The following is a 22,295-nucleotide window of genomic DNA, read 5'->3' on the forward strand; positions in this document are numbered from 1 at the left end:
CAGGACTAGAGCTTTAAGTTTGGTGTGGTAACTCAACTGATGGCTCTAGTCCTTCTCTTTTTCAAGTCAATTTCTTATCCGCGATTCAGGTTAATTAAGATTCATCTGCTTTTTAAATTCCACGCTCACACAGTTTATTGTAGGAACTGTTGGAGATTTTGCTGCTACAGATCTTAATTTCAAATCCTCATCGAAACTTAATCCCACTTGAGAATATGTATTAATATCTGTATATGGTCCAGTGTTTACCATTAAATCAGAAAGAACCAAACCATCTTCATCAAAATAAAGTCCCAAACCATCCTCTTGCTCTTGATCAAGTAATGCGGATACGACCTGACTACCTTTCGTTAAGGTCACAATACCATTTTGTTTGGCAAGTATACATTTCTCATCTGAATTCACATCAACTAAATTATTTTCTGTAAAATCATCAATAACCTTGTCTGAACACTTATTATAATTTTGCATATTATCTACTGCTAGTAACAATTGACATGCACTCGTATTAAACTTAAAGATGATTGGAGGCTTATTTTCTATTATCGTAGCACTCTTCGGTAATAAAGATAAATTACCATCCTTAACTAAAGTTAATAATGCATTGTAATCCTGAATACTTTTACCACTCTGAATTGCTTCTAATAGTGATTGAATGGCTTGGTGAATAGGATTATCTGTTGCAATGATCGTATTAAAGACATCAACTTCACCATCAAGAGCATATTCTTTTTTTATCAACTCTTTGACTAAAGCTGAATTCGCTAATTTCAATTGATCGACTATTATTTCACCAGACTGATACCATATGGCAGGCATTTGAGTACTTGCATAGGTAATCGCTATATCCGTAAAGGGATTAATGTTTACACTACCCTCTTGACCAACATAACTATGGTAACTTTCTCCGTTCGCCTTAACTTCTAAACGACATGGAAATTTACGACTATCAACTTCCCCTTGCCACTTACCCTCCGCGTCAACCATCACTGTATTTTAAAACCGATACCATCCTTACAGATTGCAGTCACCGCTGCATCTTTTAAAGCAGATGCCGCAAATGCTGTACCTGACACTGTACTATATGTGATTTTATCGGTCTGATTAGATTGTTTTACACCCGCCTCCGTTGATGAATCATTATTACTTCCACAAGCAGTAAGTAAAAATAATGAGAATAATAAACTAAGTTTAGGTGTTGTTTTTTTTATTAAAATGCATGAGATCACTCTATTAAATATTTTTATCCACTATTGCAAATATGCGCAAGTTGGGGCAGTAATTATACAGACCTTTCTATTTATAATTCCACATAACAATAATAAATAAGATAGGTCTTACGTCCACAAAATGACTAAATTTAAATTAATATGAACCAATTAAATTGAGTTAACTATTCCTTAATTATAATTCTTAACTCTTACTTCTATACATGCGTACAACTACTAAAATCTAAATTTGCAATACAAAGGCTCGTTAACTAATAAGTCATTGCGATTTATTTAAACAACAATTATTCTAAGCATCAACATATAGATTATATTAAAAAACACTATGGGACTTAAAGATTGGGTCTTATCCATTATGGAGCAACTAGGCTATCTCGGTATTGCCCTGCTGATGTTTTTGGACAATGTGTTCCCCCCTGTACCATCTGAAATTATTATGCCTTCTGCTGGCTATACCGCCTCACAGGGTGAGCTACGACTCATTGGTGTGATTATTGCGGGTTGTATTGGCTCTCTAGTAGCCGCAGCAGTTCTATATTGGATTGGTTATAAATTTAATCATGCAACTATCTTTCGCTTCGTTGACCGATATGGCAAATATTTCTTTGTTAAATCAACCGATGTTAAAACTGCCCTAGACTGGTTCGAACATTATGGACACCGCATCGTCTTTTTTGGTCGTATGGTTCCTGCTGTTCGCTCACTTATTAGTATTCCTGCTGGCATGAGTCGGATGCCATTCTGGAAATTCATGTTCTACAGCAGCTTAGGCACCATTATTTGGACCAGTTTCTTAGCCTGTGTAGGTTTTTATTTTGGTGAAAACCAAGCTCTGATGCATCAAATTTTTAGCCAAGTAGGCTATGTGATGCTTAGTCTTGCCTTGTTAACCATTTCATGGATTTTATATCGCCGACATCAAAGAAAAAAACAACATTATAAAGACTAAATTGATTTAATTTAAGGATTTACATGAAGCATTATTTAAAACATTTTGCTGCAATTTATAGTATCGCTTTAGTGATTCTTGTAGCTATTCTGATTTTTGGTTTACATTTAGGTGGAATCACCCTAATTCCAGCTTTGATTGCTTCCGCCTTATTAAGCGCAAGTCATTTTGTCAAAAAAGAACAACGCCTGCCCAGCAGTGATGAAAAAATTCAATTGGTTTGGGGCTGTAGTGCGATTGCTATTATCATCGCGAGTTTCTTTGTATTTTTCTTGGTACTAATGAACCCTAATGCAGAGCAAATTTTAAAAACTGCCGATGAAGCAGGTCTAGGTATTTCAGCACTCACCATGCTGTGTTTAATCGCAGTACATGGCATCATTTTCCATTTTGCCTATGGTTGGTATGCTGCTTATTTTTTAAGAAAAATACAATAATTTCCCTTCTAATTACGAACCCTTGCCTACTTTTTGCATACTAAATTTAGATTGAGTCATTTGCATTTCTTCAATAAGCCATTGCTTAAAAATAATTTTACGAGGATCATCTTCAAATGGTGATGAAGAAAGCAAATAATAAGCAGAACCATCTTCAATCACAGGGCAAAGCATTTTAAGTATTTGAAAGTCAAATTCTTTTTCAATCATATATACTGATGCGATAGTTGCCCCTAAACCCGCCAAACAAGCTTCTATACAAAGATAAAAGTGCTCTAAAGATACTTTTTCATATTCTTGTAACTGAACTTTAAAATGGTCGTGCAATTGAGACCACATTTTTTCTCGAGAACCAGAAACAAACAATTGTTGAATGGATTCAATCTGGTTTTGGCTAGAAATACACACCATGTACTCATCTGCAGTCTTTTCACTATATATTGCTTTCCCCCAATCAAAATCATTCCGCCTAAGAGCCAAATCAATGTTTTGTGTTTTAAAATTAGGATTGCCACCACCTGTTAATAGACTAATATCAATTTCAGGATAACGCTGTTTAAACTGAACCAAACGCGGAATAAGCCATTTCATCGCTATAGTCGGTTCACAAGACAAAATTAGCGGCTGCTTGCTGTGATCCTGCTTTTTAAGCTGCTGCAAACATTGATCAATTTGCGGAAAAACTTGCTCACAACATATCAGTAATGTTCTTCCTTCTGTCGTTAGGTGTAACTTTTTTCCTTCTCGAATAAATAAATCACAGCCTAGAGTTTCTTCTAAGTTTTTTAATTGTTTACTCACAGCACTTTGCGTCACACATAACTTTTCCGCAGCAACGGTTACACTCTCATAGCGTGCGATATAATAAAAAAACTTAAGGGAATTCAATGACCATCGCTCAATCATTCCAAAAACTCATCCATTTATACGAAATAAAGTCAATTTTAAATATATCAAATATATGAAAAATATATAAATCCTTTAGTTCAATTCAAATAAGGATCTATGAGTGAATGAAATAATAGCGATTTCGATCATCACATTACTAGCCGTCATCAGCCCTGGGGCTGACTTTGCTCTCGTTAGCCGTAATAGTTATTTATATGGTCGCCAAAGTGGCATCTATTCAGCTTATGGTATCGCCTGCGCTGTATGGATACACATCGGGTATAGCCTGTTAAGTCTGAGTTTTCTAAAACATCATATGCCTAATCTTCTTGATGTTATTCAATATGTCGGTGCGCTTTATTTGATGTATATCGGCTATAAAACCTTTACACAACGTCCTATTGTTGAACTGACAGCATCGAACGCAGCTCAGCGCTGGCAAGCATTCAGACAAGGTTTTTTCACCAATAGCTTAAATCCCAAAACCACCTTGTTTGTAATGAGCATCTTCACACAACTACTCTCAAACCAAAATCATATGTCAACCTTAATTGGATACGGAGTTTTTATCTCCGTTAGCCACCTCTTTTGGTTTATACTCATTTCCTTATTTTGTTCCACACCTGCCATTAGAAATAAAATCTTACAGCAACAAATGACTATTAACCGTTTAATTGGCAGTATCCTGAGTTGTTTAGGTTTCGGTTTATTGCTTGTTCACTAATCCAAAATAATTGAGCTAGAGAAGCTTTATTATAAAATTTTGAAATAAAAAAAACGTCCACTAGGGACATTTTTTATCTTACGATAAATCAAATATTTCACGAATAGTCGAACATCATGATGTATTAGGCTGGTGTATGATACATCAAATATAATTCGTTCAAATTATCTGGAATTTCTTCCGCCAATTCATCCATCAATTGACCATTACGACGGAATGATTCCATTTGCGGATCTTCTTCGTCGATACCACTGAACACCATGATTGGTAAAGTTAAATCAACCAATTGTTCTTCGTATTCTGGTGCAAACCATGCTTCTTCATTTAAGAACATTGCATCGACAAAGCCGACACTCCAGTCCCCTAAGCTTGACTCTACGTCAGCTTCTTCAATTTCAAAAGGAAATTCAATTCCTTCCTCATTCGCCAAATTTTGACGAATACTGTCTAGCCAAGATTTAACTTGTGCAATAATCTCAGCAGGAACTTTTTTCTGATTACCTTCAAAAAGTTCATCCAACCAGCGATCAAATTGCGGACCAACAGCAATTGCACATAAAAAACCATGAGTCGCTGCGAAATCTAGACCATGCTCATTTTGGTCACCATCTAGATATTCACTCAATAGGTCTAAATCTAAAGCACTCATTTTATATCCAAGCTTAAAATTGTAAGACGTAGCATAACATTTTCAACACGCGATTCTCATCGTGAGTTTTAATCATCCTCATCATCGAAATCGTCGTCATCGTCTATATCATAATCAAAATCTTTTAACTCGCGCTCTAAACGGCGTTGTGCGAGTAGGTCATCAATTAATCGACGTTTTTCCAGCGACTCTTTTGCGCTAATCTTGCCTGATGCCTCGTCAAAATTGACGTCATCATCACCGTAGTTATCATCTAATTCAAAATCTGTTGAAGACACTCAAACTACCTCAGAATAAAAATATAATGGGTCTAGGCGCTATTTATCGTTCTTCCGAAACCTTGTCAAGTTTTATTTAAATTTATTGCATTTAATTGGAGTTTTAGCCTTTCTTTTTAACCAGTTTTTATGGCATGATATAATCCACCCTGCGTCTTTTAGTTTTTTGACATTAAATTCAAAATGAATTTTGATTCTACGTTTTGAATTTTGAACTGACAAGCGCAAGGGATGAACTTGAAAATAACAATTTCACCCCCATCTTTATCCTTAAATTTATATTGAATATTTTATCAGGCGGCTTAATTGGCTGATTATTCCTGATGAGATAGATTGCAGTTTATAGATAATTTTATGAAGCAAACTGAGCTATCCAGCACGGTTTTTCACAGTCACAGATTCAACCAAGAGTGAGCAAAGATGAGCGATATGACTTCCCCTACTTCGCAAGTAGCGGCTCTGATTAGCCGAGGCAAAGAACAAGGTTACTTAACTTATGCCGAGGTTAACGATCATCTCCCAGACTCGATTACTGAAAGCGAACAGATTGAAGACATTATTCAGATGCTTCAAGACGTTGGTATTCCTGTACACGAACGTGCACCCGAATCTGACGATACAATGTTCGAAGACAATGCAGAAGCTGCCGATGAAGTTGCAGAAGAAGAAGCTGCTGCCGTTCTTGCCTCTGTAGAAAACGAACCTGGTCGTACCACTGACCCTGTACGTATGTATATGCGTGAAATGGGTACGGTTGAGCTTTTAACCCGTGAGGGGGAAATTAGCATCGCGAAACGTATCGAAGAAGGTATTCGTGATGTTCTGCATTCTATTGCTTACTGGCCAAATGCAGTTGAAGTCGTTTTACAAGAATATAATGATTTTCTAGAAGGCGAACGTCGCCTTGCAGATATTTTATCAGGCTATTTAGACCCTGAAACCGATGATGACATTCCAGAAGTCTTAGAAGATGAAGCTGAAGAAATTGAAGATGAAGAAGAGGCTTCAACCAAGTCAACTAAAAACGTAAAACTGGATGACGATGACGAAGATGAAGAGTCTGAAGGTGATGACGATTCTGAAGGTGATTCAGGTCCAGATCCTGAAGTTGCGAAAGTGCGCTTTGCAGAACTTTCAAATGCTTGGGAACAAACCAAAACGGTAATTGCTAAACATGGTCGTAATAGCGACGAAGCTAAAGCGGCACTTGAAGCCCTTGCAACTGTGTTCATGATGTTCAAATTTACTCCGCGTCTATTTGATATCATTTCAGAAATGATCCGTGGCACCCATGACCAAATTCGTACCTCGGAACGTGAAGTGATGCGCTATGCGGTTCGTCGTGGTCGTATGGATCGTACTCAATTCCGTACATCATTCCCAGGTCAAGAATCTAACTTTGCTTGGTTAGATGAACAAATTGCCAAAGCCCCTGCTGAACATAAAGCTCATTTGGAAAAAGTTCGTCCTGATGTGCTTGCTTTCCAACAAAAAATTGCCGATATCGAAAAAGATTTGGGCTTGAATGTTAAAGACATTAAAGACATTTCTAAACGAATGGCAGTTGGTGAAGCGAAAGCACGTCGTGCGAAAAAGGAAATGGTTGAGGCCAACCTTCGTTTGGTTATTTCGATTGCCAAAAAATATACCAACCGTGGCTTACAATTCTTGGACTTGATTCAAGAAGGTAACATCGGCTTGATGAAAGCAGTAGATAAGTTTGAATACCGCCGTGGTTATAAATTCTCGACCTATGCAACGTGGTGGATTCGTCAGGCGATTACTCGTTCGATTGCAGACCAAGCACGTACCATCCGTATCCCTGTACACATGATCGAGACCATCAACAAGATCAATCGTGTATCTCGTCAGCTTCTTCAAGAAATGGGGCGTGAGCCTACACCTGAAGAACTCGGCGAACGTTTGGAAATGGACGAAGTTAAAGTTCGTAAAGTCCTCAAAATTGCCAAAGAACCGATTTCTATGGAAACGCCAATTGGTGATGATGAAGATTCGCATTTAGGAGACTTTATTGAAGACAGCAACATCACCTCTCCAGTCGATGCTGCAACTTCAGAAGGTCTTAAAGAAGCAACCCGTGAAGTACTTGAAAACTTGACTGAACGTGAAGCGAAAGTCTTGAAAATGCGTTTTGGTATTGATATGCCAACCGACCATACTTTGGAAGAAGTGGGCAAACAGTTTGATGTAACACGTGAACGTATTCGTCAGATTGAAGCTAAAGCACTTCGTAAGTTACGTCATCCTTCTCGTTCTGAACATTTACGTTCATTCCTAGAAAACGACTAATTTGTAAAGATCCGATGGAGGCTTGAAATTTTATCGCTTGTCTCCATTATGTATTTAAGAGCAACACCTAACGCCTGCACTCTCGCAGGCGTTTGAAATAAGGGGGACTGACGCTCATGACTATGTTAGACCGCACACCATCTCGTGAATTACAAGAACATCTTTGGGTGTTCCCAATGGACTACCCAATTAAACTCATTGGTCTTGCTGGCACTGAGTTACGTGTTGCTGTAGTTGAAATTTTAGTAAAACATTTCCCTGAATTTGATGGTGAATCGATCCAAGTACAACCATCACGGACAGGTAAATATCACTCTCTCACTGCGCAATTACGCTTTGAAGAGCTAGAACAAGTCCATCAGTTATATGCAGATCTTGCGGCTTGCCCATTAATTAAAACTGCACTATAAGTACTCAAAAAAACACGCGAATTGCGTGTTTTTTTATATCAATTTTTATTCCATTTTAGATATATCTCCCTATCCGACTCCGCTCAGCTTATAATTTAGTTCACATTCAAATCTTGTTAAGGATGCTGTCGACGTGACTGATGCTGTACTCAAACCGACTTTAATCATTCGTCAATTTACTCAGCTTACCCCTTATGCCGATCGCTTTCAGGACATGAAACAATTGACCGAACAGCGCGATGCTGAAACGCCTGACGAACTATGGTTATTACAACATCCCGATGTACTCACTCAAGGGCAAGCAGGCAAACCAGAACACATTTTAATTCCTTCAAACATTCCTGTAGTACAAACAGATCGAGGGGGACAAGTGACATGGCATGGCCCAGGTCAATTGGTGGCTTACTTCATGTTCGATTTAAATCGTCTTGGTTGGAATGTGCGAACGCTGGTGTCGTATGCAGAAAACTTGATGATTGAGTTGTTGAAAAAATACGGGATTGAAGCCTATGCCAAACCCGATGCACCTGGCGTGTATGTAAATGAACGTAAAATAGGCTCTTTGGGGTTTAAAATTCGTCGTGGGCGCAGTTATCACGGACTAGCACTCAATATTAATTGTGATTTGGCCGGTTTTCACACCATTAATCCATGTGGTTATGCAGGCTTAGAAATGGTACGCATTCATGACTTAATTCAACAAAACCCACCAAGTTTTGAAAACTTATGCGTCGATATCATTGAAACTTTAGAAAACAGCGGGTACTTTAATAAAGTTCAAATTGTTCAACAATAAGCACTTTACTTTACGTAGTAAAATAAATTAGAGTATTTACTCTAAATAAAATAAAAGACTCTAAAACTAAGGGATAAGCAAGTGATTTTAAACAAATCAGTAAAACCTGCTTTACAGCTCGCCTATGTCAAACTCATGATGGATGTGATTGGCAGAGGATTGGTTATGGCAAGTCAGGTGGATGATGAAGTTCGGCAGGAAGTTGCAAAATTCCCTGCAAATTTCGTATTGTCCATGAAAGTATTCCCGCATGGTCCCGCTTTTATTGCCAAAGTCACCGATGATCATCAATTGTTATTATTGAATGACACTGAGCAAAAACCAGACCTCACTATTACCTTCAAGCATCTCAGTCATGCCTTTTTAGTCTTTTCTTTTCAGGAAAGTACCGCTCAAGCATTTGCCAATGACCGAATGATTGCCGATGGCGATTTATCTTATGCCATTCGTTTAGTTCGCTGCTTGAATAAAATGGAAGCGTTGATTTTACCAAAATTACTGGCCGAACTTGCAGTTAAACAATACCCACATGAACTTAGCCTAAAAGAAAAGCTGACTGGTGCAGCCAATATTTATCTCAAAGTGGCACAATCATATTTCAAACGGAGTGCATAACATGGCAAAGCCTTATTATGAATTTTTTTGCCCAGTTAAAGTTATTGCAGGTAATGCCGCATTAGAGCATATTCCTTTTGAACTTGCGACTTTAGGTGCCAAACGTCCTATGATCATTACCGACAAAGGCGTGCGTGGTAACAAATTATTAGCCCCTATTGAAGCTGCTTTTGAATCGACTGATGCAGTGATTGGCTATATTTTTGATGATGTACCCCCAGATTCAAGTTTAGATACTGTGCGTCGTGCCGCTGCTTTATATCGTGAAAACCAATGTGATGCGATTATTGCCGTTGGTGGTGGCTCTGTGATTGATACATCGAAAGCCACTAATATTTTAGTCAGTGAAGGCGGTGATGATTTACTGCAATATTCAGGTGCACACAACTTACCTAAGCCTTTAAAACCTTTCTTTGTAATTCCAACCACTTCAGGTACAGGTTCTGAAGTGACCATGGTTGCAGTTGTATCCGACACAGCCAAGAATGTGAAAATGGCATTTGCTTCATACTACCTTATGCCGCATGCTGCAATTCTTGATCCACGCATGACACTTACTTTGCCACCGCATTTAACTGCGATGACGGCAATGGATGCACTTACTCATGCAATTGAGGCCTACACATGCATGGCAGCCAACCCAATCAGTGATGCTTATGCAACGGCTGCAATTAAGAAAATTAGCACTAATTTATTTAATGTTTTAGATAACCTTAATGATTCACAAGGTCGTTTAGAACTGGCGCAAGCATCTACGATGGCAGGCATTGCTTTTTCTAATTCTATGGTCGGTCTGGTTCATTCTTTAGGCCATGCGCTCGGTGCCGTGGCTCACCTACCCCACGGCCTATGCATGAATCTATTCCTGCCTTATGTACTCGAATACAACAAAGAAGTGAATGGCGACAAAATCGCAGATCTACTCCTTCCTCTTGCAGGAGCAGATATTTATGCTCAAACTCCAGCACATCTCCGCGCGGATAAAGCCATCACGACTATTCAAGCCATGCGTGACCGCTTGTTCAGCCTGACTAAACTACCAAGAACGCTACAAGAAACGGGTAAAGTCACCGAAGCTCAATTAGATGAAGTGGCTGAAAAAGCCTTAAACGATGGTTCCATCATCTATAATCCCAAAGAAGCATCCTTTGAAGATTTAAGATCTATCCTTCAAAAAGCATGGTAGAAATTCAATAAATTAAAAGCCTGATGTTCCAACATCGGGCTTTTTTATAAATGACACATTAGTCATCTAATTTTTACCTATTTGGCAGAGAATTTGCTAAAAATTCTACAAAATTACTGACAAGTGACATCAATTTAGGATAGATTGGCGCACTTTATTTTATTCGTAGGGGGGATCGTTCGTCTCAAACGATCCTTATAAACATGACTGATCCTTGATCAACGATTAAGAGGATAACGCCGTTGACAAATAACTCTGGGACTCAATCGGCAGCTAAACTGCAAAAAACGCTTGGATTTTGGCACATCGTCATTATTGGCTTAGCATACATTCAGCCAATGACCTTGTTTGATACTTTCGGGTTAGTATCTGAAGAAAGCCATTATCATGTTCCGACCTCTTATATTATTGCCTTGGTTGCAATTCTATTTACTTCAGTAAGTTACGGGCATATGATCCGTCGCTACCCTTCTTCTGGTTCTGCCTATACCTACGCCCAAAAATCCATTCATCCCAATGTCGGTTTTATGGTGGGTTGGTCATCTTGGTTAGACTATTTATTATCGCCAATGGTGAATATCGTTCTGGCGGTGATTTATTTAGAAGCGTTATTTCCAGATGTGAATCATTGGGTTTGGGTTGTGGGTCTTACTGCACTGATGACAGGGGTAAACTTACGTGGTGCGCGTTTTGTTGCCAACTTTAACAGTCTGATTGTTTTCGTTCAGTTGGGGGTAATTGCATACTTTACATGGATGGTGTATCAATTACTGGCTGGTGGCGTGAATGCAGATGGCACTCTGGTCAATGCCAAATATCAACTTTGGAGCCTTGAACCATTTTGGAACGAGATGACCACTATTGGTGCATTAATTACAGGTGCAACTTTACTCTGCTTCTCATTCACAGGATTTGACTCTTTAAGTTCTTTAGCAGAAGAAACCAAAGACACTGAAAAAACGCTACCTAAAGCTATTTTCATGACGGCATTATTTGCAGGTGTGATTTTCATCATCAGCACTTATTTCATGCAAATTTACTTCCCGAATGATCCTAAAACTTACTTTGAAGATGTCGCAGCAACTCAGCCAGATATCTTACAGGCTGTGGGCGGTGTAGCCTTCAAAACAGCCGTATTGTATTTTGCAATTGTGACGGTTATGGCATCAGGTATTTCTGCGCATGCGGGCGTATCACGCTTGATGTATGTGATGGGTCGTGATGGCGTTATCAATAAAAAAGTATTTGGTCATATCAGCCCAAGAACATATACACCGTCTTACAATATTTTGATTGTAGGTTTAGTTGCTTTAACAGCAGGCTTTATGGACCTTGATATTGTAATTTCAATGATTAGTTTTGGTGCTTTAACAGCATTTACTTTTGTGAATTTATCGGTGATTTCACGTTATGCACTACGTGATGGCCGTACAAAATCTGCCAAAGAAATTATTAATTTTGTGGTTATTCCAATGCTAGGTTTCTTAAGTATTTTTGCCATGTGGCTTGAAATTGAAGAAACTGCTTTGAAATATGGTTTATGGTGGGCAATGTTTGGGATCTTATACTTAGGTTATAAAACCAAAGGGTTCAAACAACCAGCTCCACAACATAATGAATTTGATGATCATCATCATTAATTCTCATAAAAAAAGACGCTTAATGCGTCTTTTTTTTATGTTGGTTTATGCCAAAAACTTGTTAGTAATCTTGGCAATACGCTGTGCATAAGCTTTAGCAGTTTTGAGGTCGCCTACAGGAATTTCATCAACACTCGCATCTGAAGGCGTTTGGACCAATAAGCCAACCGAACCACCTAAATTATTTACATCTTCACGGGTCGCTGATTTACTATTTGCAGGCAATAAGCCCAAACTCACCCAAATTCCGCCATGCTGAGAAGCAAGAGTTTGCAACTGAATTAATGTGACCTGTTTATCTCCATTTAAACTGGCACTATTGGTAAATCCACCAAAAATTTTGTCTTGCCATTCACTCGTGAACCATTTTTTCGATGTTGCATCAGCAAACTTTTTAAATTGCCAAGGTGCAGTTCCCATGTAGGTAGGCGCACCAAACACAATCGCATCCGATTGATCGAGTGTAGCCCAATCCTGTTCCTGAATATCACCATTTGCATCAATTTCAATTAAATTTGCTGAGATTTCTTGAGCAAAGGTTTGTGCAATCACTTTGGTATGACCATAACCAGAAAAATAAACCACTGAAATATTAGACATCTTGTTTTCCTCTATTTAAATCAAACATTTTTAAACTTCAATACAATCATGCAATCACATGATTTTTCTTTAAATCTGATCGGGTTTGAGTTTGACGTAACTTGCCACGACGTCACTCAAGCCTTGTTTTAAACTTTGGGTTCTCTCACCTATCAGCACTTCATAAACATTTTGTTGAATCCCTTCAAAAATCTGTTCCGCAACGAACTCAGGGCTAAACTTAGTAAGAGGTAATGATCGGGTTAAATCTGTATCAATAAATCCAACATGAACACCCATCACCTGAATATGAAACTGAGATAACCATTGACGACATGAGTTGGTATAAGACCATGCAGCAGCTTTAGAAATTGCATAACCTGTTAATGAGGTACTCGGCTCCCAAGAGACATCCGACAAAATATTCACCACATAACCTTGTTGTTTCTGCTGCAAAATTGGCGAAAATATTTGCGTAACCCGCATCATGCCAAACAAATTGGTTTCTAAAATTTTATGGGTTGTATCAATAATATTCGCATCTACTGGATGCGTATTTAACAGTGCAATGCCTGCATTATTGATCAATATATTCGTATCAGCACAGGTTTGCGCTGCACGCTGGATAGATTGCTCATCATTCACATCAAGTTGCACAGGAATTAAACCTTCTTCTTGAAACCCTGCAACTTGGCGCATGGCAACATATACTTTTTTTACGCCTTGTTTACGTGCTTGACGAGCAATTGCCAAACCCAATCCACGATTAGCACCTGTAACAAAAACAACAGCATCTGTAACTTTCATTGCATAACCATCCAAATAATGATTGGTGATTGCAATACAGCCCTTATTGATAACAGTAGCGCAATCTTGATTCATTTATGATACACTTCTGATACCTAGTATCAATTAGTTACCACAAGGTAACTGGTCTAAAAATTGATATTTAAGTAGCGAAACGCAATCGATAAGGTTGACAAGTTATGAATAAGCCACTGAAATTTAATATTTTTCATCCTGATTGTCCTGCACGACTTTTTTTTGAAAAATTTGCAGATAAATGGATTTTATTAATTGTATATACGCTAGATCAGGAATCTCAGCATTTCAATGAATTGAAAAAGAATATTCTAGGGATTTCACCTAAAGTACTCTCACAAAAATTAAAAATATTAGAACGTGATGGATTTTTAACGCGTACTATTCATGAAGACAATGTCATTCGTGTTGAATATGCACTGACTGAAATAGGCAAAGATTTTGTGCAAAATGCCTATTTAATGAAAGATTGGGTCGAAGCCAATATGGGGAAAGTCTTAAAATCAAGACAGGGTTTTGATCAGCGCCAAGAACAAGCAGAGTCGGTTTAAATCGACTCTGCCATTTTAGTGAGTTTATTCTTCTGCTAGTTGCTTAAAACCTTGCTGACGCCATGCTTCATAAACAATTACCGCAGTGGCATTAGATAAATTCAAACTGCGAGAATTCGCTGCCATCGGTAAACGAATCCAATGTTGCTGTGGAAACATTAAACGCACATGTTCAGGTAAACCACGTGTTTCTGGTCCCATTAATAATGCAACTGGTCGATTCAAATCAGAAGTATGTGGTGTTTCAGTTCCTTTAGTCGTTAAAGGATAGATAGCATCTTTATCCACACCTTGTGCCGCCAGAAATTCAAGACATTGTTCAATATTGTCCCAAATTTGCATGCGTGCCCATTCATGATAATCCAAACCAGCACGCTTTAATTTTTTATCATCCAACTCAAAACCTAAAGGTTTGACCAAATGTAGCTGCGCTCCAGTATTGGCACATAAACGAATGATATTTCCTGTGTTGGCAGGAATTTCAGGCTCGTATAAAACAACATGGATCACAACATTTCTCAACTTAATAATTTTGCCCTATCTTCGATGAGCAGTTCATATCAGAACAATTCAATCTTAGATAAATAGCAGATGGAATGAAACAATGGCAATCGTGTTACTGCCATTTCAATTGTTCACGTAAACTCACCACCTCACCAATGATGGTTAAAGTCGGTGCTTGAATATGATGTTCGCTCACTTTACTCGCGATATCCGCCAAAGTACCAACAACCACTTTTTGCTCTGGTGTTGTGCCTTTAGAAATCAAGGCAACAGGCATATTAGGACGTTGTCCATGTGCAATCAGTTGTTGGCAAGTATTTTCTAAGCCGACCAAGCCCATGTATAACACCAAGGTTTGATTCTCGTAGACTAGCTCATCCCAAGGTAACTCAGGTGAACCTTCTTTGAGATGCCCTGTTAAGAAACGGACACTTTGCGCATAATCACGATGCGTTAGTGGTATACCAGCATAAGCTGAACAACCTGATGCTGCAGTAATCCCTGGTACCACTTGGAAGGTAATGCCTGCATCAAACAACTCTTGAATTTCTTCGCCACCGCGACCAAAAATAAATGGATCACCACCTTTTAGCCGACAAACACGTTTGCCTTGACTCGCATAGTTGACCAATAACGCATTAATACCTTCTTGGGGTACTGAATGATTAGAGCGAGCTTTACCTACATATATTTTTTCTGCATCACGACGACATAAATCCATAATCGGCTGTGATACCAAACGGTCATAAATGACTACATCTGCTTGTTGCATTAAGCGTAATGCTTTTAAGGTCAAGAGTTCAGGATCGCCAGGTCCAGCACCGACCAAATAGACTTCCCCTTTCGGAGTGTTCCATTCTTGTAATGCCTGTTGAATTAGTTGATCGGCTTCTGCCTCATTACCATTAAACACCTGTTCTTTGAGTGGACTTGCATACAAATCTTCCCAAAAAATGCGACGCTTATCTGGATTGGTAATTTTTTGCTTTACTGTCGTTCGCCATTTACCCGAAAACTCCGCCAATTTACCCATCCCATGCGGAATTAAGGTTTCTAACTGCGTCCGAATTTGGCGAGATAAAACGGGAGATGTGCCATTGCTTGCCACAGAAATAATCAAAGGTGAACGATCAATAATGGCAGGAACCATAAAGCGACAATGTGGAGGGTCATCTACACTATTAACAAGAACCTTTTCCGCTTCACAGACTTCAAACACCTGTTGATTGACAGCGCGATCATTGGTCGCTGCAATCACAAGGCGATAATCACGTACATTCACCTGTGTTTTAAAAGCAGTAGCAATATACTGACCTTGGGTCTGTTGTACCAAAGTCAGTAAATCTGGTTCAATTTCAGGTGCAATTACATGCAGAATTGCGCCTGCTTTGGCCAATAAAACCGCTTTGCGGTAAGCGATACGCCCACCGCCGACAATCAGACAAGGTTGCTGTTGCAGCTTTAAAGAGATTGGAAATATCTCCACGGAATACCTCTAATATTTACATCTGATCATCTAAAGCAATTTTCGTGCACAAACGTACACCCATCGAATAATTAATTAATCGATGTATTCAGCACCACCCATATATGGACGCAATACTGCTGGAATTTCAATCGATCCATCAGCACGTTGATAGTTTTCCATCACTGCTAATAAAGTACGTCCTACCGCCAATCCAGAACCGTTCAAAGTATGTACAAATTCTGTCTTCTTCTGATCGGCACGATAACGTGCTTTCATACGACGGGCTTGGAAATCCCACATGTTTGAACACGAAGAAATTTCACGATAAGTATTTTGGCTTGGTACCCAAACTTCAAGATCGTAAGTTTTTGCTGCACCAAAGCCCATATCTCCACCACATAACGTGATTTTACGGTAAGGTAAGCCTAAAGCTTGCAAAATACCTTCTGCATGACCTGTTAATTCTTCTAAGGCTTGCATAGAATCTTCTGGTTTTACAATTTGCACCATCTCAACTTTGTCAAATTGGTGCTGACGAATTAAACCACGCGTATCACGACCATAAGAACCAGCTTCGCTACGGAAACATGGCGTGTGCGCTGCATATTTTAATGGCAAACGATCAGCATCAATAATTTCATCACGGACAAAGTTGGTGACTGGCACCTCAGCCGTTGGAATTAAATAGTATTCTTTTTCGCCCTGTAATTTGAATAAATCTTCTTCAAATTTAGGAAGTTGTCCAGTACCACGTAAAGAATCAGCATTTACTAAATATGGCACATAGGCTTCAGTATAACCATTTTTCAAGGTATGCGTATCGAGCATAAATTGAGTTAAAGCACGCTGTAAACGTGCTAAAGGTCCTTTGAGGACGCTAAAACGAGAACCCGTTAATTTAGTAGCAGTTTCAAACTCTAAACCACCCATCCATTCGCCAAGGTCAGTGTGATCTTTAATCTCAAAGTCAAAGCTACGTGGTGTGCCCCATGTATACACTTCAACATTATCACTCTCATCTTTACCTTCTGGCACAGACTCATGTGGCATATTCGGAATTGAAAGAAGTTTTGCTTCAAGTTCCGCTTGTAATTCAGCTAAAGCAACCTCAGCAGCTTTAATTTCATCACCAATAGCACCCATACGTGCCATGATTTCCGATGCATCGCCACCAGATTTTTTAATTTGACCAACTTGTTTTGCGCCCGCATTACGCTCAGCTTGTAACGCTTCAGTTTTGGATTGTAAATCTTTACGGCGAGCTTCTAATGATGCCCACTCTGCTACATCCAATTGAATGCCACGTTTTGCCAAGGCTAAATTTACAGCCTCAATATTTGTTCTGATTAATTTCGGGTCGATCATAGCCAGTCTTTACTAAAGAAAAAAACTGGCTATAGTGTAAGCTGTTCATGCCAAAAAATACAGTCAGCAACGTTCTAGCATCACCACATTCAGGCAATAATCCATCAATTAGACTTATTCATGCATTTTTTAATGCTCAGGATATTGCGGCAAACTTGGTAAATATTCAGGGCGTACAAATTTTTTCAATGTGTAGTACGGCAATGTCAACTCACTCATGCCTTCAGCATAAGAGGCGAGCTCATAAAGCGGATACACAAATACCAAACCATTTGCACCATAATAAAAATTATCACTAAGTTGAAGTTTTGCCTTTTCTATATCGTGTTCTTGCAACCAATTTTGGTTATTGTCATATAGCGCATCTAAAACTTGTGCATCAACACCTTTAATTAAAACATCTTGTAGTGCTAAACGTTTTTTCTTGCTCAGATCAAAATTTACGAATTCTTGATGATACATTCCATGTGCCGCACCAGCCGAATAGCTATAACTTTGCATTGCAAAAGTTGCGAAATTATCGTTTTGCCCTACATAACGCACATAAGTCGAACTTTGATTTAAACCCGGCTGTGTCCCTTCCTCAATACGTACTTTCTGGTTAGGTTGATCTGAAAATGCTATTGGGTCGGCTTTTTTAATCCGATCCATAAAATACTGATCAATCCATTTAAAATTGGTTTCAACCGTTTGAATATCGTATTGCGTACATCCTTCCGTTTCACACGCTTCAGATTTAGCCAATTTAACAGGTACGACTTTTGCCTGAATTGCAGGAATGACTTGCGTAGCCGATGCTTCGGTGGCTGTAGTTTTGGCTTCCACAGATTTCTGTGAAGCATCTTTCGGCTGACAACCTGTAAATAAAACCACTGAACACAACAGCGGTAAAACTAAATTTCGTTGTTTTAATTGGTAAGTATTCATAAATAAACCTTATATTCAGTATCCTCAAGCGATGTATTTCACTATACAAACTCTAACTTTAAGATGAAATTACAAAATGTAGCCCGACGTATTGACTACTTATTCAAATGAATATTTCAATCGGGATCATTTATTGAATTATTAATGTAAAAAATGCAGCACTTAGGCTGCATTTTTATCAATCGTCATTTGATATAGGTTTTCAGATTTATTGATCAATAATATCTGTACCCTTTGGCGGAGTAAAATTAAAAGTCGATGCTGGAATTGCAGCATTCACCTTAACATTATTAAATTTCACATAAGTCGTTTGCCCCAATGAGTCTTGTAAAATCATCAAATTCGGAGCTTTGTTGCCACCAAAACTAATGGTTAAACTTTGGAAAGCACCATCATCACGCTTTGGATAAAGCGTGTAATAAGTTTTTCCTTTATTCGGTTGAGTCACGCGGTAAGATTGCATAATCTGGTTGGTATTACCTGATAATAACAACGCTGGTGTATTGGCGACTTGTTCATCTAGACTTTGACGAACTGCCTGTTGTAAGTCTGGGTCGTAAATCCACACTGTTTTACCTGAAGTTACGATGGTTTGTTTTGCTGGTGTGGTTGTCTCCCAATAGAATTTCCCTGGGCGTGCAACTTTCATCGTCCCTTTAAAAGTTTGGTTCATATGTTGCGCAGCTAAGCCTTTTTTTTGCGCCTTGTTAGCACCACTTGAGGCCTTTGTTGTCTGCTCAAAATTAGCCGATAAACTTTGAATACCACTTAACTGCTTGACCAAATTTGCAGTTGCTTGTTGCTCCGATGCCGCTACAGGTGCTGCAAAAACAGTAGTACTGATCATCGGCGCTAGTGTCACTGCACCCAATGCTACAGCACACATGGTTTTACGAAGCATGTTCATGTCATCACCTTTTTTATTTGCTATGTCGCAATCTATTGAAAGCCCCATCTTAAACCAAATCCAGCGGCTAATAATTGAGAAAATAAGAAGATTTGTATAAATATTAATGTTTAATGTAGTGCTACATCCATCATGATGAAGATCTTTTTTTAGCTCATATGCAAAAAAGCCCCTGAAGTTCAGGAGCTTTTCTGCTTGAGCTACTAAGATCAATTCACACTTATTTCCATTGGTAGCCTACAGAAGCACCGCCACCGAAGTCACCTTGGCTATTACCTGTCAACGCAACTTTATAGACATATTTATTATTTTCAGTCACACCACTTACACCGAAGGCATAACCTTGCTCACCTTCCCAGAACCCAACACCGCCACTCACCATGCTCATACCTGCTTCAGTCGGTTGTGGTAAAGAAGCAATTGCGATACTAGAAGCTACAGCAGCATATGTCCGATCTTCCAAATCTCGCAGGTCTCGATTCAATGCATTCACTCGACTATCAGTATAAGCTTTTGCATCATTCAATGTTTGCTGACCAACTTGGTTTATATAAGTTTTGGCTTGATTCAATATGGTGGTATCCGCAGCAGCCATTTCCTCTGGAGTAATGCCATTTGTACCATCAGCTCCATTTGCACCTTTCAGACTTGCCAACCATTGGGTAATAGTTCCAGCATAACCATTGTTTACTGCTAACTGATAAGCACTAATACCATTGGCTCCTGTAGTACCATTGGCTCCTTTAAGGCTTGCCAACCACTCAACCACTGTACCATCAAAACCATTTTCCACAGCTTGTTGATAAGCATTTAACCCTTGTGCACCGATTGCACCTGTGGCTCCAGTTGCACCTGTTTCCCCAGTATCACCTTTTACACCTTGGATACCCTGAGCACCTGTAGCTCCTGTTGCACCAGTGGCTCCTGTAGCACCAGTATCACCTTTTACACCTTGGATACCCTGAGCACCTGTTGCACCAGTGGCACCCGTTGCGCCTGTAGCACCAGTGGCTCCCGTTGCACCAGTATCACCTTTTACACCTTGGATACCCTGAGCACCTGTAGCTCCTGTTGCACCAGTGGCTCCTGTAGCACCAGTATCACCTTTTACACCTTGGATACCCTGAGCACCTGTTGCACCAGTGGCACCCGTTGCGCCTGTAGCACCAGTGGCTCCCGTTGCACCAGTATCACCTTTTACACCTTGGATACCTTGAGCACCTGTAGCTCCTGTAGCTCCTGTAGCACCAGTGGCTCCCGTTGCACCTGTAGCACCAGTGGCTCCCGTTGCACCAGTATCACCTTTTACACCTTGGATACCCTGAGCACCTGTAGCTCCTGTTGCACCTGTAGCTCCTGTTGCACCTGTAGCACCTGTAGCACCTGTGGCACCTGTGGCACCCGTTTCACCAGTTGCCCCTGTGGCTCCCGTCGCACCTGTAGCACCCGTTTCACCTGTGGCTCCCGTTGCACCTGTGGCTCCCGTCGCGCCTGTAGCACCCGTTTCACCAGTTGCCCCTGTAGCACCCGTCGCGCCTGTAGCACCCGTTTCACCTGTGGCTCCTGTTGCACCTGTGGCTCCCGTCGCGCCTGTAGCACCCGTTTCACCAGTTGCCCCTGTAGCACCCGTCGCGCCTGTGGCTCCGACAAGTGATGCCAACCATTGTTCTTCAGTACCTACAAAACCACTATCAACAGCAACTTCATATGCACTTAAACCATCAGCCCCAGCGGGACCAGTAGGACCAGTCGGTCCTGGTATTCCACTCTCAGGACAACTCCCTGTGTCTTGATTAGAATTACATGAGGTTGCAAAAACATTTGTATTCGCTGTCATTAAAATTGCACTTAAAAGAAGTACTTGCACAGCAAACTTTTGTTTACGAACATAATGATTTGGCTCAAGTGCTTGTAGATTCATGGCAGCAGATACTGCAGTACTAATATGGTTTTGTTCTTTTTGTAACTTATTTTCTAAGGCTTTCGTCATCTGACTATTCGGAACACCGAAGACATTTTGATTTAATTTTTTCATGTCCTTCTTCCTTATCCTTCTCCTATTTCATCTATTACACGCTCAAATAAATGTGACGTACATCACTATTTTTTGGTATTTTGTGACTATAGATATCTTAGTAAAGAAAAGTGTTTTGAAGAATAATGCTGCCGTTCAGCGCTTGACTTAAATCATTTTGAAAATAAACCCACCTAAAAAATATAAAAAAACCCGCATAAAATGCGGGTTTTTCTGAACTTTTAAAACTTATGCAGTTTCAACAGTTACATAGCGACGGCCAAATTGACCTTTCACTTCAAATTTAACTACGCCGTCAGCAGTAGCAAATAAAGTATGGTCACGACCCATACCAACATTTGCACCAGCGTGGAATTCTGTACCACGTTGACGAACGATAATGTTACCAGCAGTCACAGTTTGACCACCGTACATTTTAACACCTAACATCTTAGGATTTGAGTCACGACCGTTCTTAGTCGAGCCACCGGCTTTTTTAGATGCCATGTCTATATACTCCTAGCGATTAGCCTGCGATACCAGTAATTTTTAACTCGGTAAACCATTGACGGTGACCAGTTTGCTTACGGTAGTGTTTACGACGACGTAACTTAACGATACGGATTTTGTCGTGACGACCATGACCAACCACTTCTGCAGTTACTTTCGCGCCAGCTACAACTGGAGCACCGATTTGAATGCTGTCACCATTAACAACCATTAATACGTCATCAAACGTAATAGTCGCGCCAGTTTCAGCTTTCAATAATTCAACTTTAAGGGTTTCACCCTCAACTACACGGTGCTGTTTACCACCGCTTTGGATTACTGCGTACATAATGTACTCCAACTTGCCCGTGTCGCCGTGCCGATAAAGGGATATATCGATCTTAAAACGACCGCCACTGGGGTTATACAAGGGGACAGATTTTAAGTGATTATTGCATAAACAACAAGCCACTTACACAAAAAAACCTAAACTTAGCCCTAAGTTTGTTTTGCAGCGCTAACATGTTAAATTAAAATAGAATGAAACACATACGACTG

General features: G+C 39.7%; 24 protein-coding genes. 10 read left to right on the forward strand and 14 right to left on the reverse strand.

All coding sequences use genetic code 11. The annotated features are described in order from the left end of the window. Positions 1-90: 90 nt before the first annotated feature. Entirely contained in the window at positions 91-987 is an 897-nt protein-coding gene (locus C3F34_RS02445) for a hypothetical protein (protein ID WP_228155325.1), read from the reverse strand. 567 nt (positions 988-1,554) lie between these two features. Between C3F34_RS02445 and C3F34_RS02450 the strand changes: the two genes are divergently transcribed. Together C3F34_RS02450 and C3F34_RS02455 are read left to right on the forward strand one after the other, a co-directional pair. Further along, complete coding sequence (locus tag C3F34_RS02450) at positions 1,555-2,178, forward strand: DedA family protein (protein WP_044737327.1); 624 nt, start codon at positions 1,555-1,557, stop codon at positions 2,176-2,178. 23 nt (positions 2,179-2,201) lie between these two features. Next, a complete protein-coding gene (locus C3F34_RS02455; protein WP_044737326.1) occupies positions 2,202-2,615 on the forward strand; it encodes an ABZJ_00895 family protein in 414 nt (137 codons plus the stop codon). Between the two features lie 12 nt (positions 2,616-2,627). Here C3F34_RS02455 and C3F34_RS02460 read toward each other — a convergent pair whose 3' ends face one another. Further along, positions 2,628-3,521 carry a LysR family transcriptional regulator gene (locus C3F34_RS02460; protein WP_044737325.1) on the reverse strand — a complete coding sequence of 298 codons (894 nt, stop codon included), beginning with the start codon at positions 3,519-3,521 and terminating at the stop codon, positions 2,628-2,630. 103 nt (positions 3,522-3,624) lie between these two features. Between C3F34_RS02460 and C3F34_RS02465 the strand changes: the two genes are divergently transcribed. Beyond that, positions 3,625-4,227 (forward strand): LysE family transporter, encoded by a 603-nt coding sequence (locus C3F34_RS02465; RefSeq protein ID WP_044737324.1) that lies wholly within the window; start codon positions 3,625-3,627, stop codon positions 4,225-4,227. 124 nt (positions 4,228-4,351) lie between these two features. Here the strand turns inward: C3F34_RS02465 and C3F34_RS02470 are convergent, their stop codons facing one another. Continuing rightward, positions 4,352-4,876: a YecA family protein gene (locus C3F34_RS02470; protein ID WP_044737323.1), complete on the reverse strand. Its 525-nt coding sequence runs from the start codon at positions 4,874-4,876 to the stop codon at positions 4,352-4,354. Positions 4,877-4,944: 68 nt separating this feature from the next. After that, on the reverse strand, positions 4,945-5,154 hold the full coding sequence (locus C3F34_RS02475; protein WP_016165788.1) for a PA3496 family putative envelope integrity protein: 210 nt from the start codon (positions 5,152-5,154) through the stop codon (positions 4,945-4,947). 420 nt (positions 5,155-5,574) lie between these two features. Here C3F34_RS02475 and rpoD point away from each other — a divergent pair, with 420 nt between their 5' ends. The 6 genes from rpoD (at position 5,575) to C3F34_RS02505 (ending at position 12,111) form a co-directional block, all read left to right on the forward strand. Beyond that, positions 5,575-7,464: an RNA polymerase sigma factor RpoD gene (rpoD, locus tag C3F34_RS02480; RefSeq protein WP_104441016.1), complete on the forward strand. Its 1,890-nt coding sequence runs from the start codon at positions 5,575-5,577 to the stop codon at positions 7,462-7,464. A 122-nt stretch (positions 7,465-7,586) separates the two neighbouring features. Next, the gene (locus tag C3F34_RS02485) at positions 7,587-7,874 is read left to right on the forward strand and encodes a YbeD family protein (RefSeq protein ID WP_026441310.1); all 288 of its coding nucleotides are present in this window, start codon (positions 7,587-7,589) and stop codon (positions 7,872-7,874) included. Positions 7,875-8,007: 133 nt separating this feature from the next. Next, positions 8,008-8,670, forward strand: coding sequence for a lipoyl(octanoyl) transferase LipB (lipB, locus tag C3F34_RS02490; protein ID WP_016165785.1), 663 nt, complete (start codon positions 8,008-8,010; stop codon positions 8,668-8,670). Between the two features lie 81 nt (positions 8,671-8,751). Then, the gene (locus C3F34_RS02495; protein ID WP_044737322.1) at positions 8,752-9,285 is read left to right on the forward strand and encodes a hypothetical protein; all 534 of its coding nucleotides are present in this window, start codon (positions 8,752-8,754) and stop codon (positions 9,283-9,285) included. 1 nt (position 9,286) lies between these two features. Further along, on the forward strand, positions 9,287-10,471 hold the full coding sequence (locus C3F34_RS02500; RefSeq protein ID WP_044737321.1) for an iron-containing alcohol dehydrogenase: 1,185 nt from the start codon (positions 9,287-9,289) through the stop codon (positions 10,469-10,471). A 242-nt stretch (positions 10,472-10,713) separates the two neighbouring features. Next, positions 10,714-12,111 (forward strand): APC family permease, encoded by a 1,398-nt coding sequence (locus tag C3F34_RS02505; protein WP_044737320.1) that lies wholly within the window; start codon positions 10,714-10,716, stop codon positions 12,109-12,111. A gap of 45 nt (positions 12,112-12,156) precedes the next feature. Here the strand turns inward: C3F34_RS02505 and C3F34_RS02510 are convergent, their stop codons facing one another. Together C3F34_RS02510 and C3F34_RS02515 are read right to left on the reverse strand one after the other, a co-directional pair. Next, positions 12,157-12,711: a flavodoxin family protein gene (locus C3F34_RS02510; protein WP_016165781.1), complete on the reverse strand. Its 555-nt coding sequence runs from the start codon at positions 12,709-12,711 to the stop codon at positions 12,157-12,159. Between the two features lie 69 nt (positions 12,712-12,780). Further along, positions 12,781-13,497, reverse strand: coding sequence for an SDR family NAD(P)-dependent oxidoreductase (locus C3F34_RS02515; protein WP_104442279.1), 717 nt, complete (start codon positions 13,495-13,497; stop codon positions 12,781-12,783). 179 nt (positions 13,498-13,676) lie between these two features. Here C3F34_RS02515 and C3F34_RS02520 point away from each other — a divergent pair, with 179 nt between their 5' ends. Continuing rightward, entirely contained in the window at positions 13,677-14,063 is a 387-nt protein-coding gene (locus C3F34_RS02520) for a winged helix-turn-helix transcriptional regulator (RefSeq protein ID WP_016165779.1), read from the forward strand. Between the two features lie 24 nt (positions 14,064-14,087). On the opposite strand, the gene C3F34_RS02525 is transcribed toward C3F34_RS02520, so the two are convergent. From C3F34_RS02525 to rplU, 8 genes are all read right to left on the reverse strand, one after another. Beyond that, positions 14,088-14,573, reverse strand: a complete 486-nt coding sequence (locus C3F34_RS02525; protein WP_044737318.1) for a tRNA (cytidine(34)-2'-O)-methyltransferase — start codon at positions 14,571-14,573, stop codon at positions 14,088-14,090. A 106-nt stretch (positions 14,574-14,679) separates the two neighbouring features. Next, positions 14,680-16,053 (reverse strand): siroheme synthase CysG, encoded by a 1,374-nt coding sequence (gene cysG, locus C3F34_RS02530; protein WP_044737317.1) that lies wholly within the window; start codon positions 16,051-16,053, stop codon positions 14,680-14,682. A gap of 75 nt (positions 16,054-16,128) precedes the next feature. After that, positions 16,129-17,400, reverse strand: coding sequence for a serine--tRNA ligase (gene serS / locus C3F34_RS02535; RefSeq protein ID WP_016165776.1), 1,272 nt, complete (start codon positions 17,398-17,400; stop codon positions 16,129-16,131). Positions 17,401-17,529: 129 nt separating this feature from the next. Continuing rightward, on the reverse strand, positions 17,530-18,327 hold the full coding sequence (locus tag C3F34_RS02540; protein WP_104441017.1) for an RsiV family protein: 798 nt from the start codon (positions 18,325-18,327) through the stop codon (positions 17,530-17,532). A 208-nt stretch (positions 18,328-18,535) separates the two neighbouring features. Continuing rightward, a complete protein-coding gene (gene lolA / locus C3F34_RS02545) occupies positions 18,536-19,234 on the reverse strand; it encodes an outer membrane lipoprotein chaperone LolA (protein ID WP_044737328.1) in 699 nt (232 codons plus the stop codon). Positions 19,235-19,454: 220 nt separating this feature from the next. Further along, positions 19,455-21,269, reverse strand: a complete 1,815-nt coding sequence (locus tag C3F34_RS20755) for a YadA C-terminal domain-containing protein (protein ID WP_322873841.1) — start codon at positions 21,267-21,269, stop codon at positions 19,455-19,457. Between the two features lie 228 nt (positions 21,270-21,497). Continuing rightward, positions 21,498-21,755 (reverse strand): 50S ribosomal protein L27, encoded by a 258-nt coding sequence (gene rpmA / locus C3F34_RS02555; RefSeq protein WP_044740894.1) that lies wholly within the window; start codon positions 21,753-21,755, stop codon positions 21,498-21,500. Between the two features lie 19 nt (positions 21,756-21,774). Continuing rightward, the gene (rplU, locus tag C3F34_RS02560) at positions 21,775-22,086 is read right to left on the reverse strand and encodes a 50S ribosomal protein L21 (RefSeq protein WP_016165770.1); all 312 of its coding nucleotides are present in this window, start codon (positions 22,084-22,086) and stop codon (positions 21,775-21,777) included. Positions 22,087-22,295: the final 209 nt, after the last annotated feature.

This window comes from Acinetobacter sp. ACNIH2 (genome assembly GCF_002934965.1).
In the GTDB taxonomy this organism is placed as follows: Bacteria; Pseudomonadota; Gammaproteobacteria; order Pseudomonadales; family Moraxellaceae; genus Acinetobacter; species Acinetobacter tandoii.